General features: G+C 61.8%; 22 protein-coding genes and 6 tRNA genes. 9 read left to right on the top strand and 19 right to left on the bottom strand.

Going from position 1 to position 25,103, the window contains the following annotated elements; genetic code table 11:
• Positions 1-20: 20 nt before the first annotated feature.
• Both treB and treR read right to left on the bottom strand, forming a co-directional pair.
• Positions 21-1,451 (bottom strand): PTS trehalose transporter subunit IIBC, encoded by a 1,431-nt coding sequence (treB, locus tag LG31_RS0118815; protein WP_033115939.1) that lies wholly within the window; start codon positions 1,449-1,451, stop codon positions 21-23.
• 192 nt (positions 1,452-1,643) lie between these two features.
• Positions 1,644-2,591 (bottom strand): trehalose operon repressor TreR, encoded by a 948-nt coding sequence (treR, locus tag LG31_RS0118810; RefSeq protein WP_033115938.1) that lies wholly within the window; start codon positions 2,589-2,591, stop codon positions 1,644-1,646.
• A 137-nt stretch (positions 2,592-2,728) separates the two neighbouring features.
• Here treR and LG31_RS0118805 point away from each other — a divergent pair, with 137 nt between their 5' ends.
• The 6 genes from LG31_RS0118805 (at position 2,729) to pbpG (ending at position 8,382) form a co-directional block, all read left to right on the top strand.
• Positions 2,729-3,679, top strand: a complete 951-nt coding sequence (locus LG31_RS0118805; protein WP_033115937.1) for an AEC family transporter — start codon at positions 2,729-2,731, stop codon at positions 3,677-3,679.
• A gap of 174 nt (positions 3,680-3,853) precedes the next feature.
• Entirely contained in the window at positions 3,854-4,048 is a 195-nt protein-coding gene (locus LG31_RS0118800; RefSeq protein ID WP_033115936.1) for a heavy-metal-associated domain-containing protein, read from the top strand.
• A gap of 130 nt (positions 4,049-4,178) precedes the next feature.
• On the top strand, positions 4,179-5,237 hold the full coding sequence (ansB, locus tag LG31_RS0118795) for an L-asparaginase 2 (RefSeq protein ID WP_033115935.1): 1,059 nt from the start codon (positions 4,179-4,181) through the stop codon (positions 5,235-5,237).
• 181 nt (positions 5,238-5,418) lie between these two features.
• Positions 5,419-6,711 carry a hemolysin family protein gene (locus LG31_RS0118790; protein WP_033115934.1) on the top strand — a complete coding sequence of 431 codons (1,293 nt, stop codon included), beginning with the start codon at positions 5,419-5,421 and terminating at the stop codon, positions 6,709-6,711.
• An 18-nt stretch (positions 6,712-6,729) separates the two neighbouring features.
• On the top strand, positions 6,730-7,395 hold the full coding sequence (locus LG31_RS0118785; RefSeq protein WP_033115933.1) for a DedA family protein: 666 nt from the start codon (positions 6,730-6,732) through the stop codon (positions 7,393-7,395).
• 159 nt (positions 7,396-7,554) lie between these two features.
• A complete protein-coding gene (gene pbpG / locus LG31_RS0118780) occupies positions 7,555-8,382 on the top strand; it encodes a D-alanyl-D-alanine endopeptidase (protein WP_033115932.1) in 828 nt (275 codons plus the stop codon).
• 312 nt (positions 8,383-8,694) lie between these two features.
• Here the strand turns inward: pbpG and LG31_RS0118775 are convergent.
• The 12 genes from LG31_RS0118775 to pncC all read right to left on the bottom strand — a co-directional run bounded on the left by LG31_RS0118775 (position 8,695) and on the right by pncC (position 16,222).
• A tRNA-Arg gene (locus LG31_RS0118775) sits at positions 8,695-8,771 on the bottom strand.
• A gap of 27 nt (positions 8,772-8,798) precedes the next feature.
• Positions 8,799-8,875, bottom strand: a tRNA-Arg gene (locus LG31_RS0118770).
• 27 nt (positions 8,876-8,902) lie between these two features.
• Positions 8,903-8,979 (bottom strand) — tRNA-Arg (locus tag LG31_RS0118765).
• Between the two features lie 26 nt (positions 8,980-9,005).
• A tRNA-Arg gene (locus tag LG31_RS0118760) sits at positions 9,006-9,082 on the bottom strand.
• A 95-nt stretch (positions 9,083-9,177) separates the two neighbouring features.
• Positions 9,178-9,254, bottom strand: a tRNA-Arg gene (locus LG31_RS0118755).
• A gap of 4 nt (positions 9,255-9,258) precedes the next feature.
• A tRNA-Ser gene (locus LG31_RS0118750) sits at positions 9,259-9,351 on the bottom strand.
• A 214-nt stretch (positions 9,352-9,565) separates the two neighbouring features.
• The gene (gene csrA / locus LG31_RS0118745; RefSeq protein WP_005305164.1) at positions 9,566-9,754 is read right to left on the bottom strand and encodes a carbon storage regulator CsrA; all 189 of its coding nucleotides are present in this window, start codon (positions 9,752-9,754) and stop codon (positions 9,566-9,568) included.
• Positions 9,755-9,857: 103 nt separating this feature from the next.
• On the bottom strand, positions 9,858-11,096 hold the full coding sequence (locus tag LG31_RS0118740) for an aspartate kinase (RefSeq protein ID WP_033115931.1): 1,239 nt from the start codon (positions 11,094-11,096) through the stop codon (positions 9,858-9,860).
• Between the two features lie 16 nt (positions 11,097-11,112).
• Complete coding sequence (alaS, locus tag LG31_RS0118735) at positions 11,113-13,737, bottom strand: alanine--tRNA ligase (protein ID WP_033115930.1); 2,625 nt, start codon at positions 13,735-13,737, stop codon at positions 11,113-11,115.
• A 295-nt stretch (positions 13,738-14,032) separates the two neighbouring features.
• Complete coding sequence (locus LG31_RS0118730) at positions 14,033-14,542, bottom strand: regulatory protein RecX (protein WP_033115945.1); 510 nt, start codon at positions 14,540-14,542, stop codon at positions 14,033-14,035.
• Positions 14,543-14,586: 44 nt separating this feature from the next.
• On the bottom strand, positions 14,587-15,651 hold the full coding sequence (gene recA / locus LG31_RS0118725; protein ID WP_033115929.1) for a recombinase RecA: 1,065 nt from the start codon (positions 15,649-15,651) through the stop codon (positions 14,587-14,589).
• 79 nt (positions 15,652-15,730) lie between these two features.
• Positions 15,731-16,222: a nicotinamide-nucleotide amidase gene (gene pncC / locus LG31_RS0118720; RefSeq protein ID WP_033115928.1), complete on the bottom strand. Its 492-nt coding sequence runs from the start codon at positions 16,220-16,222 to the stop codon at positions 15,731-15,733.
• Between the two features lie 217 nt (positions 16,223-16,439).
• Between pncC and mutS the strand changes: the two genes are divergently transcribed.
• On the top strand, positions 16,440-19,022 hold the full coding sequence (mutS, locus tag LG31_RS0118715) for a DNA mismatch repair protein MutS (protein ID WP_033115927.1): 2,583 nt from the start codon (positions 16,440-16,442) through the stop codon (positions 19,020-19,022).
• A gap of 86 nt (positions 19,023-19,108) precedes the next feature.
• On the opposite strand, the gene LG31_RS0118710 is transcribed toward mutS, so the two are convergent.
• The 5 genes from LG31_RS0118710 to pdxR all read right to left on the bottom strand — a co-directional run bounded on the left by LG31_RS0118710 (position 19,109) and on the right by pdxR (position 23,829).
• Complete coding sequence (locus LG31_RS0118710) at positions 19,109-19,969, bottom strand: patatin-like phospholipase family protein (protein ID WP_033115926.1); 861 nt, start codon at positions 19,967-19,969, stop codon at positions 19,109-19,111.
• Positions 19,970-20,250: 281 nt separating this feature from the next.
• Positions 20,251-21,147 carry a type 2 periplasmic-binding domain-containing protein gene (locus LG31_RS0118705; protein WP_033115925.1) on the bottom strand — a complete coding sequence of 299 codons (897 nt, stop codon included), beginning with the start codon at positions 21,145-21,147 and terminating at the stop codon, positions 20,251-20,253.
• A gap of 74 nt (positions 21,148-21,221) precedes the next feature.
• On the bottom strand, positions 21,222-21,911 hold the full coding sequence (locus tag LG31_RS0118700; protein WP_033115924.1) for an LrgB family protein: 690 nt from the start codon (positions 21,909-21,911) through the stop codon (positions 21,222-21,224).
• On the bottom strand, positions 21,904-22,305 hold the full coding sequence (locus LG31_RS0118695; RefSeq protein ID WP_033115923.1) for a CidA/LrgA family protein: 402 nt from the start codon (positions 22,303-22,305) through the stop codon (positions 21,904-21,906). Before LG31_RS0118695 ends, LG31_RS0118700 begins: the two co-directional genes overlap by 8 nt.
• Before the next feature lie 99 nt (positions 22,306-22,404).
• On the bottom strand, positions 22,405-23,829 hold the full coding sequence (pdxR, locus tag LG31_RS0118690) for a MocR-like pyridoxine biosynthesis transcription factor PdxR (RefSeq protein ID WP_033115922.1): 1,425 nt from the start codon (positions 23,827-23,829) through the stop codon (positions 22,405-22,407).
• Positions 23,830-23,917: 88 nt separating this feature from the next.
• Here pdxR and LG31_RS0118685 point away from each other — a divergent pair, with 88 nt between their 5' ends.
• Together LG31_RS0118685 and LG31_RS0118680 are read left to right on the top strand one after the other, a co-directional pair.
• A complete protein-coding gene (locus LG31_RS0118685) occupies positions 23,918-24,355 on the top strand; it encodes a rhodanese-like domain-containing protein (protein ID WP_033115921.1) in 438 nt (145 codons plus the stop codon).
• On the top strand, positions 24,345-25,061 hold the full coding sequence (locus LG31_RS0118680; RefSeq protein WP_033115920.1) for a GNAT family N-acetyltransferase: 717 nt from the start codon (positions 24,345-24,347) through the stop codon (positions 25,059-25,061). The genes LG31_RS0118685 and LG31_RS0118680 overlap by 11 nt, the downstream gene beginning before the upstream one ends.
• Positions 25,062-25,103 lie beyond the last annotated feature (42 nt).

Here is a 25,103-nt window from a genome sequence, read left to right as displayed (position 1 = left end):
GGTCGCCCTGACAATCAGATTCAGGCGCTGGCTTCGGCCAGCTTGCCCGCCGCCTGCTGGCGCTTGTAGACCAGCAGGGTCAGCACCACCGGCACCACGATGGCGACCAGCATGGCGAGGGAGTAAACGCCCCAGTATTGCGGCTGGATGGAAAGGATGCCCGGCAGGCCGCCTACCCCGATGCCGTTGGCCATCACCCCGGCGAAACCGCAGATGAGGGCAGCAAGGCTCGATCCCACCATGGCGCACAGCATGGGGAACTTGTATTTGAGGTTGATACCGTACATCGCCGGCTCGGTCACCCCGAGATAGGCGGAGATGGCGGCAGGCACCGAGATCTCCCGTTCGTTCTCCTTGCGGCTAATCAGGATGATGCCGACGACAGCAGAAGCCTGAGCGATGTTGGAGAGGGCGATCAGCGGCCAAATCGGGGTGCCACCCATGCTCTGCATCAGCTGCAGATCCACCGCGTTGGTGGTGTGGTGGATGCCGGTGATGACCAGCGGTGCGTAGAGGAAGCCGAACAGGGCGGCACCGATTGGGGCGAAGGAACCGGTCATGGCGGCCTTGGCAGCAAAGCCGACACCGTCACCGAGCCAGCGACCGAACGGACCGATAAAGGCGTGAGCCACGATCACCGCCAGCAGCAGAGAAACGAACGGCACAATCACCAGATAGAGATAGGCCGGAATGATGCGCTTGAGGTTGGTCTCCACCCAGGCCAGGAATACCCCCGCCAGCAGCGCTGGAATGACCTGCGCCTGATAACCCACCTTCTGGATCACGAACAGACCGAAGTCCCACACCTCGGGAGTCTGCTGACCGATGCCATAGGCGTTCATCAACTGCGGCGACACCAGCGTGATACCCAGCACGATACCGAGGATCTCGGAGCCACCCATCTTCTTCACTGCAGACCAGCAGACACCCACCGGCAGGAAGTGGAAGATCGCCTCGCCCAGCAGCCAGAGGAAGGCGTGCACCTGAGCCCAGAACTGGCTGATCTCGGTGAGGGTGTGAGTGCCATCGTCGAACATCTTGATGTCGCCGATGACGTTGCGAAAGCCCAGGATCAGACCGCCGGTGATGATGGCGGGCAACAGCGGCACGAAGATCTCCGCCAGATGGGAGATGCCCCGCTCCAGCGGGTTCATGTTCTGGCGCGCCGCCTGCTTGGCGGCCTCCTTGCTGCCACCGCTGACGCCGAGCTCTTCAGTCAGCGCCTTGTACCACTGCTCGACCTCGTTGCCGATCACCACCTGGAATTGACCGCCCTGGGTGAAGCTTCCCTTCACCGCCGGGATGGTTTCGATGGCCTTGCTGTCGGCCTTGGCCGGATCGTTCAGGACGAAGCGCAACCGGGTCAGGCAGTGGCTGACGGTGGCGATGTTCTCCTTGCCGCCGATCTTGTCGATCAGGGTGGCAAGCTGCTGTGCGTTGATCTTGGACATGGGTCTTCCCTCTGTGACGCCATTGAATAGTGGTCTGCATCGCCCTTGCGAGCCACCCTTTGGGCTCGAGCGTTTTTGGTATCGTTCCCATTTAGCATGCCGACAATCTTGCCAGATCAAAATGGGAACGTTCCCAATTCGTGGCCAGCGTCACAAAAAGCGCGTTTTTTGTTCAGCCTGAAGTGATGGGGCTCACAGGGTGCGGCAGGGGGCTATGGTTGCCAGCGGAGGCTGCTCCTGCTCGATCTGGCCGAGCAGCTGGCGCGCCGCCTGCTCCCCTGCCCCCTTGTAACCCAGATCCAGAGTGAGAGCGTTGGGGAAGAGGAAGGTGAGCATGGGGTTGTTGCCAAGGCCGGTCACCAGCACCTCGCTGCGCCCCTGTTCTTGCAGGTATTTTGCCGCGCCGATGGCGAGGGTATCGCTGGCGCAGACCAGCGCGCCGGTCGTCGGGGTGAGCAGGTCGGCAGCCAACCGGTAGCCGCTCTGCAGGCTGAGATCGCCGAGGGCGCTGCGCGCTGCCAGCCCCTGCTCAGCGCAGTAGCCGAGGTAGGCGTCGAGCCGGCGCTGGCCGGTGGTGAGGTCGGCGGTATCCACCCCCAGATAGGCGATATCGCGGATACCGCGGGCAGCGAGCTGGCCCAGCATGGTGCGCACCGCCCCGGCATCGTCAAAACAGACCGAGGAGAAACCGGGGTATTCGCGGGCAACCAACACCAGCTTATCCCTGAGCGGCGCCATGGCGGCATAGTCGAGATCGTTGAAGGCGAACAGGATGATGCCATCCACTCCGCGCCGCTCCAGCACCGCCAGATGCTCCAGCACCTTGGCGGGAGAGAATTTGCTCTCCATCAGCACGGCGTCGTAGCCGCGCTGGTAGAGGGTCTCCAGCATGCCGCGTACCGCCTGATTTTCCGAGCTGGAGTCGAGCCGCGAGACGATGATCCCCACCACCTGCTGGCTCTGGCTGCGCATGGCCCGCGCCGACTTGCTCGGCACGAAGCAGTGCTCGGCGATGATCTGCTCCACCCGCTCGCGGGTCTCCTGCTTCACCTTGGGATCCTGATTGAGCACCCGGGAAACCGTCGACTTGCCGACCCCCGAGAGGCGGGCGATATCGAGGATGGTCAGTTTCTTGTCCATGGATTGACTCACTGGGGCTTGGCGCAGGCGGTGGAAATTGCCCACATTGTTGTGATTAACCCCTGTGAATACAAGCCCATGGCGTTAGAATGCCCTTTTTGCCCCGCTTCGGGCGGTGCACCAAGAGGACGCCCACCATGGATCTGCTGGCCAGTCTGCTCTTCTCCCTCTCCATCACAGGCCCCATCTGCGTGATCCTGCTGCTCGGCATCTGGCTCAAGCGGCTGGGGCTGCTGCCGGAGCCCTTCACTGAATCCGCCTCCCGGCTGGTGTTTCAGGTCACCCTGCCCGCCCTGCTCTTTCTCAGTATTCTGGGCACCAACTTCGCCACCATGCCGAGTCCCTGGTTTATCGGTTACGGCCTGCTGGCCACCGTCGCCAGCTATCTGGTACTGGAACTGCTGGCGGGCCGCTTTATCGGCGAGCAGCAGCTGCGCGGCATCTTCGTGCAGGGGAGTTTTCGCGGCAACAGCGCCATCATCGGGCTCGCCTACGTGCAGAACGCCTATGGCCACGAGGGGCTGGGGGCGGCAGCGCTCTACGTCGGCGCGGTCACCGTGCTCTACAACATCCTCGCGGTCATCACCCTCACCCGCAGCCTCGGCGGCGCAACCGGCATTCGCCCCATCCTGCTCGGCATCATCAAAAATCCGCTCATCATCGCCATCGTGGCGGCCTTGCCGTTCAGCCTGCTCGGCATCAAGATGCCGCAGTTGCTGCTCACCACCGGCAGCTACTTCGCCAACATGACCCTGCCGCTGGCGCTGCTCTGCACCGGCGCCTCCCTCAGTCTCGGCGCCCTGCGCGGCGGGGCGGCGCTGACCGGCTGGGCCAGCATGATGCGGCTCTGCCTCATTCCAGCGGTGTTCACTCTGGGGGCAGCCCTGCTCGGCTTCAGCCATCTGGAGCTTGGCATTCTGTTTCTCATCAGCGCCACTCCAACCGCCGCCGCCAGCTATGTGATGACCCGCGCCATGGGGGGCGACAGCGTGCTGGCAGCGAACATCATCGCCACTACCACCCTTGGCTCGCTGGTCACTACCAGCCTCGGGGCAACTCTGATGAATTACCTCGGTTTGATGTACTGACCCTGCCAGAGGAAACTGCAAACCGCATCGCCACCACGAACCTTGGCTCGCATGTCACCCACACACCGGCTGGGAGCAACCCTGATGAACTATCTGGGTCTTATGTACTGACGGCTTGACCTTGCCGGAGGCGGCAGCTTTACCCTTGTGCCATATCAACCGAGGAGAGCATTAATGACCATCGAACTCACCATCTCCGGCATGTCCTGTGGTGGCTGCGCCGCCAGCCTGCAAAAAGCCCTGCTGGCCCAGCCTGCGGTCACCACCGCAACCGTCGACTTTGCCAGCAACAAGGCCGTCATCGAGAGCGAGCTGAGCAAGGCCGAGCTGATCGCCCTGATCGAAGCCAAGGGTTTCTCTGCGAGTTAAATTATCTCCATAGAGGTATAAAACAGGTTAAAAATCTGTACTCACCTGTCTTTTGGTGAGTTTTATCACAGATATTGATGGTTATCTGGGCAAACTGGCTGCGATTATTCCAACCATAAGGATTTGCAGCATGACCCTACCGATCCGCAAGACCCTGCTCGCCGCCGTCGTCGGCCTGACCCTCTCCCCCATGGCCATGGCGCTGCCCAACGTGCACATTCTGGCGACCGGCGGCACCATCGCCGGGGCTGGCCAGTCCGCTACCCAGTCCAACTACGAGGCTGGCAAGGTGGCCATCGAAACCCTGATCGCTGCCGTGCCCGAGATGAAGAACGTGGCCGACGTGCAGGGTGAGCAGGTAGTGAAGATCGGCTCCCAGGACATGAACGACGAGGTGTGGCTCAAGCTGGCCAAGCGGGTCAACGAGCTGCTGGCCAAAGATGATGTGGATGGCATCGTCATCACCCACGGCACCGACACCATGGAAGAGACCGCCTACTTCCTCAATCTGACCGTCAAGAGCGACAAGCCGGTGGTGCTGGTCGGCGCCATGCGCCCCTCCACCGCCATGAGCGCCGACGGCCCGATGAATCTCTACAACGCCGTGGTGACCGCCTCTGACCCCGCCTCCAAGGGACGTGGCGTCATGGTGGCGATGAACGACACAGTGCTCGATGCCCGCGACGTCACCAAGACCAACACCACCGGCGTGCAGACCTTTGCCTCCCCCAACTTCGGCCCGCTCGGCTACATCCACAACGGCAAGATCGACTACCAACGCAGCCCGGCCCGTCTGCATACCAGCAAGACTCCGTTTGACGTGAGCAAGCTCGACAAGCTGCCGCAAGTCGGCATCGTCTACAGCTACGCCAACGCCACCGATCTGCCGGCCAAGGCGATGGTGGATGCCAAGTTCGACGGCATCGTCAGCGCCGGGGTGGGTAACGGCAACCTCTACCACACCCTGTTCGACACCCTGGCCAAGGCGAGCAAGGAAGGCATCCGGGTAGTGCGCTCCGCCCGCGTACCGACCGGCTCCACCACTCTGGATGCCGAGATCGATGATGCCAAGTACGGCTTCGTCGCCGCCGAGACCCTCAACCCGCAGAAAGCGCGGGTGCTGTTGATGCTCTCCCTGACCCAGACCAAGGATCCCAAGCAGATCCAGCGCTACTTCCAGCAGTTCTGACAAAGGACTTCTGCAATCATGCCAAGGGCGGGATCTCCTGCCCTTTTCTCATCCCCCAGCGTCACACCCTGCCCCTGCGAGATCAAATTAGCGAGCAGGATCACCCGCTTTCACAAGCACATCGCCGCCAAATTCATTACACTGCCAGCGATATTTTCTACTCAAGGAGTGCAGCTGCAGTATGGAACTGTTGATCCTGTTGGGATTGATCTTGCTTAACGGCCTCTTCGCCATGTCGGAAATTGCCATCGTCACCGCCCGCAAGGCGCGCCTTGGCAAGCTGGCCAATGAAGGAAGCCGCTCGGCGGCCATCGCACTCAAACTGGGCGAAAACCCGACTCATTTCCTCTCTGCCGTGCAGATCGGCATCACCTCCATCGGCCTGCTCAACGGTATCTATGGCGAATCCCTGCTGGCCCAGCCCTTCTCCCTCTGGCTGCAGGAGTGGGGACTCTCCCCCAAGAGCAGCGGACTTATCGCCACCGTCATCGTGGTGGTGGGGGTAACCTACCTCTCCATCGTGGTCGGTGAACTGGTGCCCAAGCGGCTTGGCCAGCTCAGCGCCGAGCGCATCGCCTGTATGGTGGCGCGCCCCATGCTGTGGCTTGCCATCATGACTCGCCCCTTCGTCTGGCTGCTGTCGGCATCCACCAACACCACCTTGCGCCTGCTGCGGGTCAACCAGAATGGCAACGCCAACGTCACCGAGGAGGAGATCCATGCCATGCTGGTAGAGGGGTCGGAAGCCGGGGTGATCGAGGATCACGAACACACCATGCTGCGCAACGTGTTTCGTTTAGACGAACGCAGCCTCTCCTCCCTGATGGTGCCGCGCAGCGATATCCGCTATCTGGATCTGGCGCTGCCGCTGGAGGCCAACCTGCAACGGCTGGTGGAGTATCGTCACAGCTTCTTCCCGGTCTGCGACGGCAGCCTGTCGGATCTGGTAGGGGTCATCAACGTAAGCAAGGTGCTGCACGCCTACATCAAGGGGGAGCCCATCGATCTGGCGGCCCTGACCCAGGATTGCAGCCTGCTGCCCGAGACCCTCAACGGGGTCGAGCTGCTCAACCACTTCCGCACCCACAGCGAACAGATGGTGATGGTGGTGGACGAGTATGGCGAGCTGCAGGGGCTGGTCACCCAGCAGGATCTGCTGGAAGCGCTGGCCGGGGATTTCCAGCAGGAGGATGGCGAGGACAACTGGGCATTCCAGCGTGCCGACGGCAGCTGGCTGCTCGATGGCCTGATCCCGCTGCCCGAGTTGAAGGACTGTCTGGAGCTGGTTCGCCTGCCGGAAGAAGAAAAACATCACTATCACACCCTCGGAGGGCTTATCATGCTGCTCCTTGGTCGTGTTCCACACACCGGCGATCTGGTGACCCTGGAACAGTGGCAACTGGAAATTGTTGACATGGATGGTCTGCGCATCGACAAGGTGCTCGCCATGCCCTTGACCGATCAACCCAGCTAACCTGCGGAGTTTGCAAGTATGGAGCGGTTTTACCAACTGGCTCACGCCTTTATGCATCAGGATCTGGTGACCCTGTCCGATCCCAAGATGGCCTTCATGGTTTGCGCCGTCTTACTGACCTTTCTGGTATTGGAAAATGGCTTTATCCCCACCGCTTTCCTGCCCGGCGACAGCCTGTTGATCCTGACCGGCGTCCTCATCTATCAGGACGTGCTCTCCTTCGGGGTGATCCCGTTGCTGATCATGGCCACCTTCGTCGGCACCTGGCTCGGCTACATGCAGGGGCGCTTCCTCGGCCACACCCAGCTCTACCACCGGTTGCTCTCCCATGTGGAAGAGAAGCACCAGCAGAAGGTTTACTACCTGCTGGACAAATACGGGATCATCACCCTGATCACCGCCCGCTACATCGCCTTCGTCCGCACCGCCTACCCCTACATAGTCGGCGCCACCGAACTGCCGCAGGGCCGCTTTCTCATCGTCAATCTGATCAGCTCCATCATGTGGATCTGCCCGCTGGTGGGCTTTGGCTACTACCTGAGCCACACCAAACTGGCGGCCGAATATCAGTCCCAGTTCCTCAGCATCATCATCTACCTGCCGGTGGTGCTGCTGGTGGGTGGCATCATCGCCCTCATCTGGCGCTGGATCAGCAAGCGCAAAGCCACACGGACCCAGAACTGACGCCGGCTGACCAAGCCCGCACGAAGAGCCCTCCCATGGAGGGCTTTTTTGATCCCGCTTTTGCGCAAAGCGCAGAAATAGTCTCGATCGCCCCTTGTAAAGCCCAGTCAAAAATGAGTGAATCTAGCGCCTTTTTTCGATGGGAATGGAGTCGGTAGTATGCGGTGTCGGATTCGCGCAGTTGCGCTGGTTGTCGGCTTGATGGGAATGCTGGGATTGCCTGCGGCGAGTGCCGCCCCCAGCCCTGCCAAGCTGGATGTACGCTCGGAAAGCGCACTGGTGGTAGACGTCAACTCGGGCAAGACCCTTTATCAGAAGAATGCCAACAAGGCTCGTCCCATCGCCTCCCTCACCAAGCTGATGACGGCGCTGGTGGTGCTGGAAGCACGGCAGAATCTGGATCAGATCATCACGGTCGACAAGGATGACATCGACCGGGTCAAGCACACCCACTCGCGCATTCGCATGGGTACCAAGGTGACCCGCCGCGACGCCCTGCATCTGGCGCTGATGTCCTCCGAAAACCGGATGGCCTCGGCCCTCGGCCGCCACTACCCGGGCGGCCGCAGCGCCTTCGTGCGCGCCATGAACAACAAGGCCCGTCAGCTGGGCATGCGCAATACCCACTTCTACGACTCCACCGGCCTCTCGACCCGCAACGTCGCGACCGCGCAGGATCTGGCCAAGCTGGTAGCTGCCGCCTATCGCCAGCCGCTGATCCGCCAGTTCACTCAGGACGAGAACCGCGAGATGCGTTTCAGCACCCCGGCCTACAGCCTGATGTTCAACAACACCAACCCGCTGGTGAAAAACCCGGATTGGGATGTGCGCCTCTCCAAGACCGGCTTTACCGATGAAGCGGGCCGCTGTCTGGTGATGCGTGCCAAGCCGGACAACCGCGAGCTGGCCATCGTGCTGCTCAACTCGGTGGGCAAGCGCACCCCGGTCGGCGATGCCAACCGCATTCGCAAATGGCTGAAAAGCTGAGTGAATCACTCCTACTGAAAAAGGATGCTGCGGCATCCTTTTTTATTGCCGCCAAACCGCGCAGGAGCGCGTTATAAGGCATTTGGCGGTAGTGACCAGGTATCCACGCATGCAAGATAAACCACTGCAAACAGCGAGGTTTTGACGCTGTAGGCTAACGAGGGGCAACGGGCAGGAAGAAGTGGGAATACGGGTGTTGCAGCAAGCTGGGAAGAGGCCGTTGCAGCACCATTAGCGGGAACAAGCGAGATGGATAGAGGGTGAAAAATACCCATAAAAAAACAGCCCCTACCGAAGTCGAGGCTGTCTGTATGGTGCGCCCGAGAGGATTCGAACCTCTGACCACCTGGTTCGTAGCCAGGTACTCTATCCAGCTGAGCTACGGGCGCTCACAACTTGTAGCACTGCTTGAGATATGGTGCGCCCGAGAGGATTCGAACCTCTGACCACCTGGTTCGTAGCCAGGTACTCTATCCAGCTGAGCTACGGGCGCTCATAAATTGTTGCACTGCTTGAAACATGGTGCGCCCGAGAGGATTCGAACCTCTGACCACCTGGTTCGTAGCCAGGTACTCTATCCAGCTGAGCTACGGGCGCTCATAAATCATTGTATTTGTTTGAAATGGTGCGCCCGAGAGGATTCGAACCTCTGACCACCTGGTTCGTAGCCAGGTACTCTATCCAGCTGAGCTACGGGCGCCCTGTTTTCAAACGATAAAAAAAGCTTACTCAACAGTAAGCCTTTTTTAGTGCTGACTTGCTGATGGTCAACACATGACTCCAAAGAGTCGAATATGGTGCGCCCGAGAGGATTCGAACCTCTGACCACCTGGTTCGTAGCCAGGTACTCTATCCAGCTGAGCTACGGGCGCAAAATGGCGGAGAAGGGGGGATTCGAACCCCCGATGCGGGTATAAGCCGCATACTCCCTTAGCAGGGGAGCGCCTTCAGCCTCTCGGCCACCTCTCCGTTTGCGGGGCTGATAATACTTCACAGGGATTTTTAGTCAAACACTTTTTTGGAGAAAAAAGCGTGTTCGCTCAGCATTTGGCCAAAGCGTGGAATATTCAAACAATATCGACACTTATCCCGCTCTTTTGCACCTTGCAGCGCGGTTTTGCCTGGCCTTAAAAAACAAAAGGCGACACATGAGGTGTCGCCTTGTCACAGCCATTAAAGCCGCTTAGAAGCCGGATTGACCCGGAACTTTCTCAGCCTGGATGCGCTGGTAGATCTCTTCACGGTGTACGGAGACCTCTTTCGGCGCGTTAACACCGATACGGACCTGGTTACCTTTAACGCCCAGTACGGTGACAGTCACTTCATCACCAATCATCAGGGTTTCCCCTACACGACGAGTCAAAATAAGCATTCGCTTGCTCCTGTATCCTGTTTTGTTTTTATATCGATATGCGACATTATCTTACAAAGATACCGATATGGTAAATGGTTGAAACTAAATCAATCAGCGATTGTTAGCCCAAAGGCTGCTCTTGGGGCGCTTGATCCAATCCAAAAGCGGCGTGCAGGGCCCGCACCGCCAGCTCCAGATACTTCTCGTCAATCACCACCGAGATTTTGATTTCAGAGGTCGAAATCAACTGCATGTTGATCCCCTCCTCGCCCAATACCTTGAACATGGTGCGCGCAACACCGGGATGGTTCCACATGCCGACACCGACAATGGAGACCTTGGCAATCTCGCCATTCCCCTGCACGCAGGAGGCGCCAAGCGCAGTCGCGGTCTCCTCCAGCAGCGCACGGGCACGGCGGTAGTCGTCACGATTCACCGTGAAGGTGAAGTCGGCGGTGCCATCTCCCAGGGTATTTTGCACAATCATGTCGACATCAATGTTGGCGTCGCTGATCGGATTCAGGATCTGCGCAGCCACGGTCGGTCTGTCCGGCACACCCAGAATGGTCAGGCTGGCCTCGTTGCGGTTAAAAGCGATCCCGGATACCAGGGGAGCTTCCATCCTCTCACCTCCATATGTGATTAAGGTTCCCTCTCCGTCGACAAAGCTCGACAGCACCCGCAGCGGGACGCGGTACTTGCCCGCAAACTCCACCGAGCGGATCTGCAGCACCTTGGCACCGAGACTGGCCATCTCCAGCATCTCCTCGAAGGTGATGGTGTCGAGACGACGAGCCTTGGGCTCGATGCGCGGATCCGTGGTGTATACCCCATCCACATCGGTAAAGATCTGGCACTCATCGGCCTTGATGGCCGCCGCCACGGCAACCGCCGTGGTATCCGAGCCGCCGCGGCCCAGCGTCGTGATGGCGTTATGCTCGTCACGGCCCTGGAAACCGGCGATCACCACCACCTTGCCCGCAGCCAGTTCAGCATGAACCAGCTCGGTGTCGATGTGAGTGATGCGCGCCTTGCCATAGGCGGAATCGGTATGAATCCGTACCTGATCGCCAGTCATCGAGACCGCCGGGCAACCGCGTTTGTTCAACGCGATGGCCAGCAGCGCTATGGTGACCTGCTCACCGGTGGAGACCAGTACATCCATCTCACGCCGGTTGGCATCAGGATCCAGCTGCTGGGCCATGCCCAGCAACCGGTTGGTTTCGCCCGACATGGCGGAGACCACCACCACCACGTCGTGTCCCTGGGCGCGGGTCTGCTCGACCCGCTCAGCTACTGCCTCGATCCGCTCCAATGTGCCGACCGAGGTGCCGCCGTACTTCTGTACATAGAGTGCCACAGATCACCTCGCCCGATTACAGGCGCTCTTCCAGCCAGGAGTGAACGGATTGCAGCGCTGCCGTCACCGCCTCAGGCTGGGTACCACCCGCCTGTGCCATGTCCGGACGGCCACCGCCCTTGCCACCCACCTGCTGGGCAACCAGATTGACCAGCTCACCGGCCTTGACCTTGCCGGTCAGGTCGTTGGTGACACCGGCGATCAGGTTGACCTTGCCGTCGGCACAGGTTGCCAGCAGCACAACACCGGACTTCATCTGGTTCTTCAGCTCGTCCAGCATGCCGCGCAGGGATTTCGGATCGGCCCCTTCCAGCGCTGCAACCAGCACCTTCTGACCGTTGATCTCGATCACCTGACCCAGCAGGTCGTTACCGGCCTGAGCGGCCAACTTGGCCTTGAGCTGCTCCAGCTCGCGCTCCATCATCTTGGCCTTGTCCAGCATCTGGCGAACCTTGTCGGCGATGCAGAATTGGTCGCCTTTCACCAGGGCAGCAGCCTCTTCGATCTGCTCGCCAACCTGATGCATGAAGTCGATGGCCGCTTTGCCGGTCACCGCTTCGATACGGCGCACGCCAGCTGCGATACCGCTCTCGGCGATGATCTTGAAGAAGCCGATATCGCCGGTGCGCTTGGCGTGAGTACCGCCGCACAGCTCGGTGGAGTAGTCGCCCATGCGCACCACGCGCACGTCATCTTCATATTTTTCACCAAACAGCGCCATGGCACCGGCGGACTTGGCCGCTTCCAGATCCATCAGCTGGGTGGTGATTTCGTGGTTGGCGCGGATCTGGTTGTTGACCAGCTCCTCGACCCGGCGAATGGTCGCCATGGTCAGCCCCTCGAAGTGGGAGAAGTCGAAACGCATGCGCTCGGCCCCAACCAGAGAACCTTTCTGGGTGACATGCTCGCCCAGTGCCTGACGCAGGGCAGCGTGCAGCAGGTGAGTCACGGAGTGGTTCAGGGCGATGGCCTGACGACGGTCAGCGTCTACCACGGCCTCAACCTCGGCCCCTTTCTCCAGGGTGCCCAGCTCCATATAACCCTTGTGGATGATCGCCTTGCCCGCTTTCAGGGTGTCAGTCACGGCAAAGATGCCGTCGTCCACTTTCAGGGTACCGCTGTCGCCAATCTGGCCGCCGGACTCGGCGTAGAAGGGGGTCTCTTCCAGCACGATGACCGCTTCGTCACCGGCGATAAGACCGCTCACCTCTTCCACACCCTTGTAGATACCGACCACGCGAGTGCGCTCGCTCAGGGTCTTGTAACCGGTGAAGGGGGTTTCGAAATCGAGCTTGAGCATCTCGTTGTAGTTCACGCCGAAACTGGACGCTTCCTTGGCACGAGCACGCTGCTTCTCCATCTCGGCCTTGAAGCCCTCTTCGTCGATGCCGATCTCGCGCTCGCGCACCACGTCGGCAGTCAGGTCGGCCGGGAAGCCGTAAGTGTCATAGAGCTTGAACACCACTTCGCCCGGAATAACCTTGGCATCGCCCAGGTTGGCCAGAGCGTCTTCCAGCAGCAGCAGACCGCGATCCAGAGTGCGGACGAACTGCTCCTCTTCAATGCGCAGCACGCGCTCGACCAGCGGCAGCTGGGCGATCAGCTCGGCAGCGACATCCTTCATCTGCACTGCCAGCTCGGCAGCCAGTTTGTAGAAGAAGACATCGGTAGCGCCCAGCTTGCGACCATGACGCACGGCGCGGCGGATGATGCGACGCAGCACATAGCCACGACCTTCGTTGGACGGCATCACGCCATCTGCCACCAGGAAGGCGCAGGAGCGGATGTGGTCAGCGATGACGCGCAGAGACTGGTTGCTCAGATCTGTGGTGCCGACAATCTCGGCCGCTTTCTTGATCAGCGCCTGGAAGATGTCGATTTCGTAGTTGGAGTGGACACCCTGCATGATAGCGGAGATACGCTCCAGACCCATGCCGGTATCCACGGACGGACGCGGCAGCGGCTCCATGGTGCCGTCAGCCTGACGGTTGAACTGCATGAAGACCACGTTCCAGATCTCGATGAAACGGTCGCCATCCTCTTCCGGTGAGCCGGGACGGCCACCCCAGATGTGATCGCCGTGGTCATAGAAGATCTCGGTGCAGGGACCGCACGGGCCGGTATCACCCATCGCCCAGAAGTTGTCGGAGGCGTAAGGGGCGCCCTTGTTGTCACCGATGCGCACGATGCGATCAGCCGGAACACCGACCTCTTTTTCCCAGATGTCGAAAGCTTCATCGTCAGTCGCGTAGACGGTTACCAGCAGGCGCTCTTTCGGCAGCTGCAGCACCTCGGTCAGGAAACCCCATGCAAACTTGATGGCATCCTGTTTGAAGTAGTCACCGAAGCTGAAGTTACCCAGCATTTCAAAGAAGGTGTGGTGACGAGCGGTATAGCCGACGTTTTCCAGATCGTTGTGCTTACCACCGGCACGCACGCAACGCTGGGAAGTCGTCGCGCGATTGTATGCACGCTTGTCTGCGCCAAGGAACACGTCCTTGAACTGGTTCATACCCGCATTGGTAAACAACAGGGTCGGGTCGTTATGCGGTACCAGCGAGCTGGAGGAGACAACCTGGTGCCCCTGGGAACGGAAATACTCGAGAAACGCAGCGCGAATCTCTGACGTGGACATATACATGGAAAATCCTGCTTGATTCGAATACGGACTTTTAACCGCATTAATGTAAGTTTTCTGCGGGGTAAAGTAAAACGGACAGGGCCGCCACGGGCGAAAAAGCGCACATAAACGGGCCAGAAAAGAGCGGCACCGCCCACAGTGGCTTTTTTCACTGTCGAGAGGCAAAAAAGCAGCGCATAAAGAGGGATGAGATGAACAAAAGGCCGTTTTTTCGGGATTGTGTGCGCAAGCTACTGAGCCGGCAGGAAAAACCTGCCACAAGGAGAGGTGAAACGACTTTTGCCACGCAGTGGCGTTACTCCTCCCGCTCCTGCAGGGCCGAGATGGCATAACGCGCCTGATCCTGGGTAAAGCCGCGCCCCAGCAGATATTTGAGCCACTTCATCCGCAGCTTGAAGTCAGCTAGGTCGGCTATTTTGGCCCGTCGCTCCAGCAGTTCGAGGGCGAGCTCGAACCAGTCCAGCTCGGGTTGCTCGAAAGCAGCATCGATCTGGCCATCGTCCAGCCCCTTGCGACGCAGGTCGAAACGGATCTTGAGCGGGCCATGTCCCTTGGCGGCACCAGCCCGCACCGCCATGGCACCATAGCGCTCGTCATTGACCCAGTTGTAACCGCGGCAGTAGTCGACCACCGCCTCGATCACCTCTTCCTGATAGCCCTGCTGGCGCAGGCGTCTGGCCAGCTCCGACTCGGCACTCTCGCGGCGGGCCAGACTTCGCATGGCATAGCCGCGGGCAGCGGCCAGCTGTTCGGCAAAGGTCGGCTCGGCGGGCTCAACCGGTTCGGTAACGGATTCATCAACCATCATAAATAACAAGGCCGGGTATCTACCCGGCCTTCCTTTGTTCCTTATTCGAACTCTTGTTCGCTTTCGGCATCAAACTCTTCTGCCTCAACCGGTGCAGCCTTGTCATCGACAGGTACGGCACCGGAGAGCAGCAGCTCGCGCAGTTTGGCTTCCACTTCGCCAGCCATCGCCTTGTTCTCGGCGAACAGCTTCATCACGTTTGCCTTGCCCTGACCAATCTTCTCGCCGTTGTAGCTGTACCAGGCACCAGCCTTGTCGATCAGCTTGTGCTTGACGCCCAGGTCAACCAGCTCACCCTCTTTGGAGATACCGGCACCGTAGAAGATCTGGAATTCTGCCTGCTTGAAGGGAGGAGCCACCTTGTTCTTCACTACCTTGACGCGGGTCTCGTTACCGACCACTTCGTCACCTTCCTTGATGGCGCCGGTACGACGGATATCCAGACGCACGGAGGCGTAGAACTTGAGCGCGTTACCACCGGTGGTGGTCTCCGGGCTGCCGAACATGACGCCGATCTTCATCCGGATCTGGTTGATGAAGATGCACAGGCAGTTGGCGTTTTTGATGTTGGCGGTCAGCTTGCGCAGCGCCTGGGACATCAGACGAGCTTGCAGGCCAACGTGGGAGTCACCCATCTCGCCTTCGATTTCCGCTTTCGGAGTCAGGGCTGCCACGGAGTCGACGATGATGACGTCAACTGCATTGGAGCGCACCAGCATGTCGCAGATCTCCAGCGCCTGTTCACCGGTATCCGGCTGGGAGATGAGCAGGTCGTCGACATTGACGCCCAGCTTGGCGGCATAGATAGGATCCAGCGCGTGCTCCGCATCGACGAAGGCACAGGTCTTGCCCTTCTTCTGGGCTTCGGCGATAACCTGCAGGGTCAGTGTGGTTTTACCGGAAGATTCCGGGCCGTAGATCTCGACGATACGACCGCATGGCAGACCACCGATCCCCAGCGCCACGTCCAGAGAGAGGGAGCCGGTGGAGATGGCTTCGATATCCATGGTCTTGCTGTCGCCCAGACGCATGATGGAGCCTTTGCCGAACTGCTTTTCAATCTGACCCAGCGCAGCCGCCAGTGCCTTCTGTTTGTTCTGATCCATGCCAATCTCCGCTGGAAATCGTGAGTAAAAATGAAGTTGGGCTAAGTATACTGTCTATTCATACAGTATCAAGCCCAATTTATCTGAGCAGGGCCAACAGACCCGACAAGGCCTGTCTCACCGCCTGCTGGCGCACCTGCCGACGATCCCCGTCGAAGCGGGCCAGCAGGGAGTGGTGGCGGCCATTGCTGTCGGCCCAGGCGAACCAGACGGTGCCGACCGGCTTGCCCTCAGTCGCGCCGCCGGGGCCGGCGATGCCGCTGATGGCAACGCTGATGGAGGCCGACGAGTGCGCCAGCGCACCGCGGGCCATCTCCAGCACGACCGCCTCGCTCACCGCGCCGTGCCGCTCAAGGCTCTCGCGGCTCACCCCCAGCATCTGCTGCTTGGCCTCGTTGGTATAGGTGACAAAGCCGCGATCAAACCAGCCTGAGCTACCCGCGATGTCGGTGATGGCCGTGGCCACCCCACCACCAGTACAGGATTCGGCGGTTGCCGCCAGCCAGCCCCGCTGGCCAAGGGCCCGCCCCAGCTCGATGGCGAGGTGCTCTATCTCTGCGTCCAGTTTCATCACAGCTCCTTCTGATTCGTGGAAAGGGCACATTATGCGATCCCGCCGCAGCCCCTCGCAACTGAGCTGATTGTCACAAGACTGATGACTCGCATCAGCCCAATGGTGGTGTGAGCCAACCTCCCCCGGCGCGGCGCTTATGTGTAGAATGGCGCCATCAAGCTCAAGGCTCATCACCGCAGACCCGGGCCCGCAGAGGCCCCTTCTGGAATAGAACATGACCGCACAACACCAAGCTACTGGCGCTGCACCAAGCGCCAATCTCAGCGCTCACACGCCCATGATGCAGCAGTATCTGACCCTCAAGGCCGAGAACCCGGAGATCCTGCTGTTCTACCGGATGGGCGACTTCTACGAGTTGTTCTACGACGATGCCCGCAAGGCCTCCCAACTGCTCGACATCTCCCTGACCAAGCGTGGCCAGTCGGCCGGCAGCCCCATCCCGATGGCAGGGGTGCCCTATCACGCCATCGAGGGTTATCTGGCCAAGCTGGTACAGCTCGGCGAGTCGGCCGCCATCTGCGAACAGGTGGGGGATCCCGCCACCAGCAAGGGGCCGGTGGAGCGCAAGGTCATTCGCATCATCACCCCGGGCACTGTCTCCGACGAGGCGCTGCTCAGCGAGCGACAGGACAACCTGATCGCCGCCGTCTACCACGATGGCCGCCGCTTCGGCTACGGCACCATGGACATCGGCTCCGGCCGCTTCTTCATCAATCAGTTCGAGAAAGAAGAGACCCTGCTGGCGGAGCTGCAGCGCACCAATCCGGCGGAGCTGCTCTACCCCGAATCGTTCGCCTTCCTGCACCACGTCGAGGGTCGTCGCGGCCTGCGCCGCCGCCCGGAGTGGGAGTTCGAACTCGGCACCGCCCGCAAGCTCTTGTGCCAGCAGTTCGGCACCCAGGATCTGGTGGGCTTTGGCGTCGAGCAGAGCGAGACCGCCCTGTGCGCCGCCGGCTGTCTGATGCAGTACGTCAAGGACACCCAGCGCACCGCCCTGCCCCACATTCGCAGCGTGCGCCTCGAGCAGCCCGATCACGCCGTCATCATGGATGCCGCCACCCGCCGCAATCTGGAGCTGACCCAGAATCTGGCCGGCGGCCACGACAACACCCTCTCCGCTGTGCTGGACTGCACCGCCACACCGATGGGCAGCCGCCTGCTCAAGCGCTGGATCCACCAGCCGATCCGCGATCGGGTGATCCTCAAAGGTCGCCAGAGCACCATCAAGGAGCTGATCGAACAGAACCTCTATGACGAGCTGGGGGGCCTGCTGCGTCAGGTCGGCGATGTGGAGCGGGTGCTGGCGCGTCTGGCCCTGCGCTCGGCCCGTCCGCGCGATCTCACCCGGCTGCGGCAGGCTTTCGCTCAGCTGCCCGAATTGCAGCGCCTGCTGGCGGAGAGCGAGCACGAGGCGGTGCAGCAGCTGCGCGAGCGGGCCAGCACCTTCCCCGAGCTGCTGGATCTGCTGGAGCGCGCCGTGATGGAGGTGCCGCCTGTGTTGATCCGCGATGGCGGCGTCATTCGTGAAGGGTTCAACGCCGAGCTGGACGAGCTGCGGGATCTGGCCAACGGCGCCACCGCCAGCCTCGCCCGCATCGAGGAGCGCGAGAAGCTGCTGACCGGCATCAACACCCTCAAGGTGGGTTACAACAAGGTGCACGGCTTCTATATCGAGGTGAGCCGCGCCAACAGCCATCTGGTGCCGGCCCACTACATCCGCCGCCAGACCCTCAAGAACAACGAACGCTACATCATCGACGAGCTGAAAAAGTACGAGGATCGGGTGCTCACCGCCCAGGCTCAGGCGCTGGCGCTGGAGAAACGCCTCTACGAAGAGCTGCTCGATGCTCTGCTGCCGCATCTGGGCGATTTGCAGGAGTCTGCTGCCGCGCTGGCGGAGCTGGACGTGCTGGCCAACCTGGCCGAGCGGGCCGAGACCCTCGACTACCGCTGCCCGACCCTCATCGATGAGGATCAGATCCTGATCGAAGCGGGCCGCCATCCTGTGGTTGAGCAGGTAATGACAGATCCCTTTATCGCCAACCCCATCCGGCTGGAGCGGGAGCGGCGGATGCTGATCATCACCGGCCCCAACATGGGCGGTAAATCGACCTACATGCGCCAGACCGCGCTGATCGTGCTGCTGGCCCATATCGGTGCCTTCGTGCCCGCCGACAGCGCCCGCATCGGCCCCATCGACCGCATCTTCACCCGGATCGGGGCGTCGGACGATCTCGCCTCCGGCCGCTCCACCTTTATGGTGGAGATGACCGAGACCGCCAACATCCTCAACAACGCCACCGCCCGCAGTCTGGTGCTGATGGACGAGATTGGCCGCGGCACCAGCACCTACGACGGCCTCTCGCTGGCGTGGGCCTGTGCCGAGCAACTGGCGAGCAAGATCGGCGCCTACACCCTGTTTGCCACCCACTACTTCGAGCTGACCCGCCTGCCGGAGCTGATGAGCGGGCTGGCCAACGTCCACCTCGATGCGGTGGAGCACGGCGACACCATCGCCTTTATGCACGCGGTGCAGGAGGGGGCGGCCAGCCGCTCCTACGGCCTGCAAGTCGCCGCACTGGCGGGGGTGCCCAAATCGGTGATCCAGCAGGCCCGCCACAAGTTGCACGAGCTGGAAAGTGCCACCCCGGTGGCCGCCGGTGAAACCCGCCCGGCCCCGGTGGCCATGGCGCCCCAGAGCCATCCGGTAGTCGATGAGCTGGAAGCGGTGCGCCCGGACGAGCTCACCCCCCGTCAGGCACTCGACCTGCTCTATCGCCTCAAGCAGATGCTGTAACCTGCGACTGCCGATCAGAAAGATAAAAGGGGAACCGCGAGGTTCCCCTTTTCATTACTGCATTCCCTATTCCGGCCATTTTGCCGCTAGGCAGCCCGCGCCTCTCTGCCCGCCCGCAGCAGGCTCTGGCGTCCCTGCCAGTAGCCCTGCAGATAGCCGGACTCCAGCTTGAGCTGATCGCGGGTAAAGCGGGAGACCGGAAAACCGGCCGGTGGCGCGATCACCTCGATCTCGCAATCGGCAGGTGGCGTTTCGATAAAGTCGAGAGCGCGGTTGTAGGCCACATCCCGTGCCAGCATCGCCTGTGCCAGTGCAGGCTGGGTCTTGAGCAGCGCCTTCACCATCCAGCAGAAACGGGCCGGCTTCTTGCGATAACCGCGCGGCTCGGAGAGCACTACCGTCATCCGCCGCGCCCCGCGCCGATAGGCCTCGATCACCGGGATCGAGTCGCTGATGCCGCCATCCGCCATGAGACGGCCATCGACACAGGGGGTCTCGTGTTGCACCACCGGCAGGGCGCAGGTGGCGGTCAGCACCTCGTCCATGTTGTCGGGGTGCACCGGCAGGTAGACGGCTTCACCGGTCGCCACATCAGTGGTGACCGCATAGAAGGGAATACGGCAGGCGGAGAAGGTATCGAGATCGAGGGGAAAGCGGTAACGACTGGTACGCCAGAGCCAGCTGACATCCACCAGATCACCCCCCTTGACGAAGCGCAGCGGGTCGAGAAAGTCGCTGCTGCAGGCCAGCTCGGTGATGATGTGATGGCTGCGGCGTGGCTGCTCGCTCAGATAGGAGACCAGATTGGTCGCCCCGGCCGAGACTCCCATGACGAAATCGAACGGGTAGTGGTGGCTTTCCACGAAGGCATCGAGCACGCCACTGGCGAAGATGCCGCGCATGGCGCCCCCTTCGACAATGAGCGCGTTGGTAGCAGAAGAGAACATGTGAAGGCTCCGTCAGCGGTAACAAATCCGGGGCTCACCCCGATCGGTGATGGACGCCTTCATGTCGGACACCAAGACGCCTGAGCTGGACGGTTCAGGAACAAGTTCAGCGGGGCTGATAAGCCGGGCAGGAGCCAAACCTGATTACCGTGAAGCGAGTCACAGTATATTCAGTAGGCAGCGCATTCATTAAATGAATTTAAATTATACAGAACATGCCTTATTGGAATGAAAAAGGTGCGTTTGCGCAGGCTAATGATCCACCGGGAGGGCATCCCGGCTCAGGGCAAGCCGGGGCCGAAACGCCCCGTCACCGGATCGTAATGGTAGGCGTCGTAATCAAAATCGATCCCCTTGAGCAGCGGGTTGGGCAGCTCGAACAGCTGGCGCTGGTGGAGTCTGGCCTGACCGAGGGAGGGTTTGAAGTGGTGCAGCCAGAGCCGCTGTAGCGAGCCATCCTGCCACGCCAGCTTGAGCCCGGCCTGAATGCGCCGGATCCCCGCCTGATTCCCCTTGAAGGTGTAGAAGAGATGGAGAAAGGGGTAGTGCAGGGCGATATGCTGCTCCACGGTGAGACCGGCCACATCCCGGTGCTGCTCCAGCTCGGTGAAGAGCTCGTTGGCGCCGCGGCAAAAGAGGTCGGCCCGCCCGCGGGCCACCAGCTTGAACAGCCGCTCGTAGCTGTCCACCTCCTGCACCTGCAGACCTGCCGCCCGCAAAATGGCGGCATCCTGCCAGCCACGTCCCTGCACATTCTGGTACTGCTTGAGCTGCTCGAAGCGGGTCACCCCGGCAATCGCCTTCGCCTGCTGCGGGCTGACGAAGCAGATGCGATAGCCGAGGATGCCGAGCTCCACCGGAAAGCGGACATAGTCGAGGGCCTCGCCGCTATCGGGCTGCGGGGTATCGACGGCAAAGAAGTTGGGGTAGAGGTTGGTCTGCAGCACTTGGCGCAGCCGGATCCGGTTCATCGGCGGCGCTGCCCGCAGCTCGTAGTCACCGAAGCTGTCGCGGGTCTTCTCCAGCGCCAGCTGCAGCAGCTCACGAAAATAGATGGTGCGCTGATCCCGGTCGCTCTCCGGGCTGATATGGGTAAAAACGTCGCTCGCCCGCAGGGGGGCGGCAAGGAGGGAGAGGCTGCACAGCAGCAAGCAGGAAGCGAGGCGATGAAAGGTCATACTGCTCATCCCGGGAATACACGCTCACTAGAGTGTAGCGCCGGGACGAGCAGCCTTGTAAAGGGGAGCTCAGCCTACCAGAACATCCGGCCCAGCAGGGGTGCCAGCAGCACGGTCACCATGCCGGCGATCATCATCACCATGCTGGAGACCACCCCCTCTTCGTTGCCCATTTGATACGCCCTGGCGGTGCCGGCGCCGTGGGCCGAGGCACCAAACCCCGCCCCCTTGCCAAGGCGACTGCGAATGGCCAGCACGGTGAGCACGCTCTCCCCTACCGCCATACCGATGACGCCGGTCAGCACCACAAACAGCGCGGTGAGATCGCTCTGACCGCCGATGGCGCGGGTCGCCTCCACCGCAAACGGCGTGGTGATGGAGCGCATCGCCAGACTGCGCTGCAACATGTCGGAGAGATCGAGCCAGCGGGCCAGCAGCACGGTACTCCCCACCGCCATGATGACCGATGCGACCACCCCGACCGACAGCGACAGCCAGTGGCGACGAATGAGCTGGCGGTTCTCGTAGACCGGCACCGCGAAGGCGACGGTGGCCGGGCCCAGCAGCCAGAGCAGCCAGTGGGATTCCGCCATGTAGTCCTGATAGGGGATGTGGAACAGCACCACCACGGCCACCAGCAGGGTCGGCGCCAGCAGCAGCGGCATCAGCGGCAGGATCCGCTTTTTGCCGTAGAGCCATTTGCTGGAGTAGTAGAAGAGCAGGGTGAGGGCGAAACAGAGCAGCCCGAGCAGGGTATCAGACATGACGGCGACTCCGACGGGCCAGTTTCAGTTCGAGGCGGTAAACCCGGTCCACCACCAGCGCCGTGGTACCGAGTACCAGGGTGGTGCTCACCAGCAGCACCACCATGATGCGCCACCCCTCTTGCAGCAGCAGCTCCTGATAGTTGACCACCGCCACCACAGCGGGGACGAAGAAGAGCAGCATCTCGGCCAGCAGCCAGCGCGCGCCGGCACTGAACCACTCGGCCTTGACCACTCCAAGCAGGATGCAGGCCAGCAGCAACAGCATGCCGGTGAGGTTGGCGGGCAGCGGCAGATGGAGGGTTCGAACCGCGGTATCGGCCAACAGCCAGATGGCTGCCAGCAACACAATCTGGAAGAGTGTCTGTAACCAGCGCAGGGCAAGGGATTTCATGATCAAGGGTCTTTCTGTGAACTGGTTCACAGTATAGAGAGAGGCAAAACCTTCCAGAAATGAATTTAAATTATCAATTTCATGCCTTAAAGGCATGAACTACCCCTCTCGCAACGCGCGGCCAAGGTCGCGGCAGAGCTGGCGCAGGGTGGCGTTGTCGAGGCCGGCATAGCCGAGCAGCCACCCCTCCCGATCCGCCTGCCCCAGATAGAAGGGGCGCAGGGGTCGCAATCCCAGCCCCTGCCGGTTGGCCATGTTTGTCCAGCGCGCCTCGCCGCCGGGGGGCAACAGCGCGGTGCACTGCAATCCGGCACCGGTGTGGATCGGGGTCAACTGCGGGCAGTGCTCGGCCAGCTGGGCCAGCAGCAGATCCCGCCGACTGCGGTAGAGCAGCCGCATCTGACGCAGGTGGCTGGCAAAATAGCCCCCCTGCAGAAACTCGGCGGTCACCGCCTGCAACAGCTGGTTGCTGTGGCCGTCGAACGCGGCGCGCGCGCGGGCAAAGGGCTCCAGCAGCGCTGGTGGCAGCACCAGATAGGCGAGGCGCAGCGAACCGAACAGCACCTTGCTGAAGGTGCCCACATAGATGACCCGGCCGCTGCGATCCAGCCCCTGCAGCGAGGGGAGCGGCCGCTGGTCGTACTGAAACTCGCCGTCGTAGTCATCCTCCAGGATCCAGGCCTGCTCCCGCTCGGCGCGGGCCAACAGCGCCATGCGCCGGGGCAGGCTCATCGCCATGCCGAGGGGATACTGGTGGGAAGGGGTGGTGTAGATGAGGCGCGGCGCCGGATGATCGCCCGCCGGGTTGAGCCCCTCCTCATCCACCGGCACCGGGTGGAGGCGCGCCCCGGCGGTTTGCATCGCATTGCGCGCGCCGAGGTAACCCGGCTCCTCCAGCCAGACCGTATCACCGGGGTCGAGCAGCAGCTGGGCGGCAAGCTGGATCCCCTGCTGGGAGCTGGTGAGCAGCAGCACCTGCTCCGGGTGGCAGACCAGTCCGCGCGACTGCACCAGATAGGCGGCGATGGCCTGGCGCAGGGCGGGCAGACCGGCCGGATCGCCATACTGCATCAGGCGCGGCCCGTGCAGGCGCCACTGCTGCTGCAACAGTCGCCCCCACAGCTCGCGGGGAAAGGCGATCGTATCGCCCTGACCGCTGGCAAAACTGTGCGGGGTGCCCATCTCCTCCTGACAGGCGCCGCTGGCGAGGATCGCCGCCCCGCGCTTTGACAAGGGGGCGCCACCGCGCTGGCTGCTGCGTGGTGCGGGCACCACCGCCAGCGCCACGAAGCTGCCCACGCCGACCCGGCGGGTCAGGTAGCCCTCCGCCTCCAGCCGGCCATAAGCCTGTTCGACCGTACCGCGCGACAGGGAGAGATCCCGCGCCAGCACCCGGCTCGGCGGCAGCCGGCTACCCTGTGGCAGGTGACCGGCGAGGATGGCATCGCGCACCGTGCGCACCAGCCGCTCCTGCACCGGCAGGCTGGCATCGTTCTCGGCAAACAGGGTCGGCAAGGCGCTCATTGGTCTACTCCATCCAGCAGAATTGGTACATCCGTGTGAACCATTATGCCGCTAGAGTGGAGCTCTGCCATCTGACAAGGAGTTAATCATGAGTCACGTTCGTTCCACCGGCCTGCTCTCGCCCGAGCAGGCCGCCCTCTTCTTCGAGGCCCAGCTCGCCTGCCGCACCGATGCCGCCGATCTGGCCGCCGACCTGATGGCGGCAACGGCCGGCATCGTCGTCATCGATACCCGTTCGCCAGCGCACTACGCCGCCGGCCACATTCCCGGGGCCATCTCCCTGCCGCACCGGGAGATGGTGCCCGAGCGGGTGGCCGGGCTCGATCGGGATGCCATCTACGTCTGCTACTGCGACGGCATCGGCTGCAACGGTTCGACTCAGGGAGCCTGCAAGCTGGCGCGCCTCGGTTTTCGGGTCAAGGAGCTGATCGGCGGCCTCCACTGGTGGCAGCGGGATGGCTTTGCGGTCGCGCTCGGCGACGAGCCGGGTCGGCTGACAAACGAGGAGGTGCGCTGTGGCTGCTGAGATCAACGAATTTGGCCAACCGGTCGGGCCGCTGGTCGCCGGCTGGGACGGCGCCCGTTTCCCCGAAGCGCAACTACTTGAGGGGTGGGGCTGTCGCTGCGAGCCGCTCGATCCGGCCCGCCATGAAGCAAGCCTCTGGCAAGCCTTCGGCGAGGATGACGGAAGCCTCTGGACCTACCTCACCAGTGGCCCCTTCCCGAGCCGCACCGAGTGGCAGGGATGGCTGGCACACATGGCGGCGGGGCGGGATCCCCAGTTCTACGCCATCGTCGATGCCGCCAGCGGTCGCGCCCTCGGGCTCGCCAGCTTTCTGCGCATCGACCCCCTCGCTGGCAGCATCGAGGTGGGCTGGCTCCACTTCGCCCCAGCGATGCGCCGCACCCGGCTCGCCACCGCCGCCATGGCACTGATGATGAGACGCGCCTTCGCCCTCGGCTATCGCCGCTACGAGTGGAAGTGCAACGCCCTCAACCTCCCCTCCCGGCAGGCAGCGCTGCGGCTCGGTTTCACCTTCGAGGGGATCTTCCGGCAGGCCCGGGTCGACAAGACGCGATCGCGCGATACCGCCTGGTTCTCGGTGATCGACAGCGAATGGCCCGCCCTGCAGGCAACCCTTGGTCGCTGGCTGGACGATGCCAACTTCGACCAGAGCGGGCGCCAGCACCTCTCCCTCTCGACTCTCACCGCCGCCCTGCGCGGCAACTGAATACATGCGGGCGGCCACCGTGGCCGCCCCATGCTTTTCCTG

The sequence above is a fragment of the Aeromonas lacus genome, from assembly GCF_000764665.1.
GTDB classification, from domain to species: domain Bacteria; phylum Pseudomonadota; class Gammaproteobacteria; order Enterobacterales; family Aeromonadaceae; genus Aeromonas; species Aeromonas lacus.
Note: the sequence above shows the minus strand (reverse complement) of the source record. Positions and strands in the feature narration are given on the sequence as shown.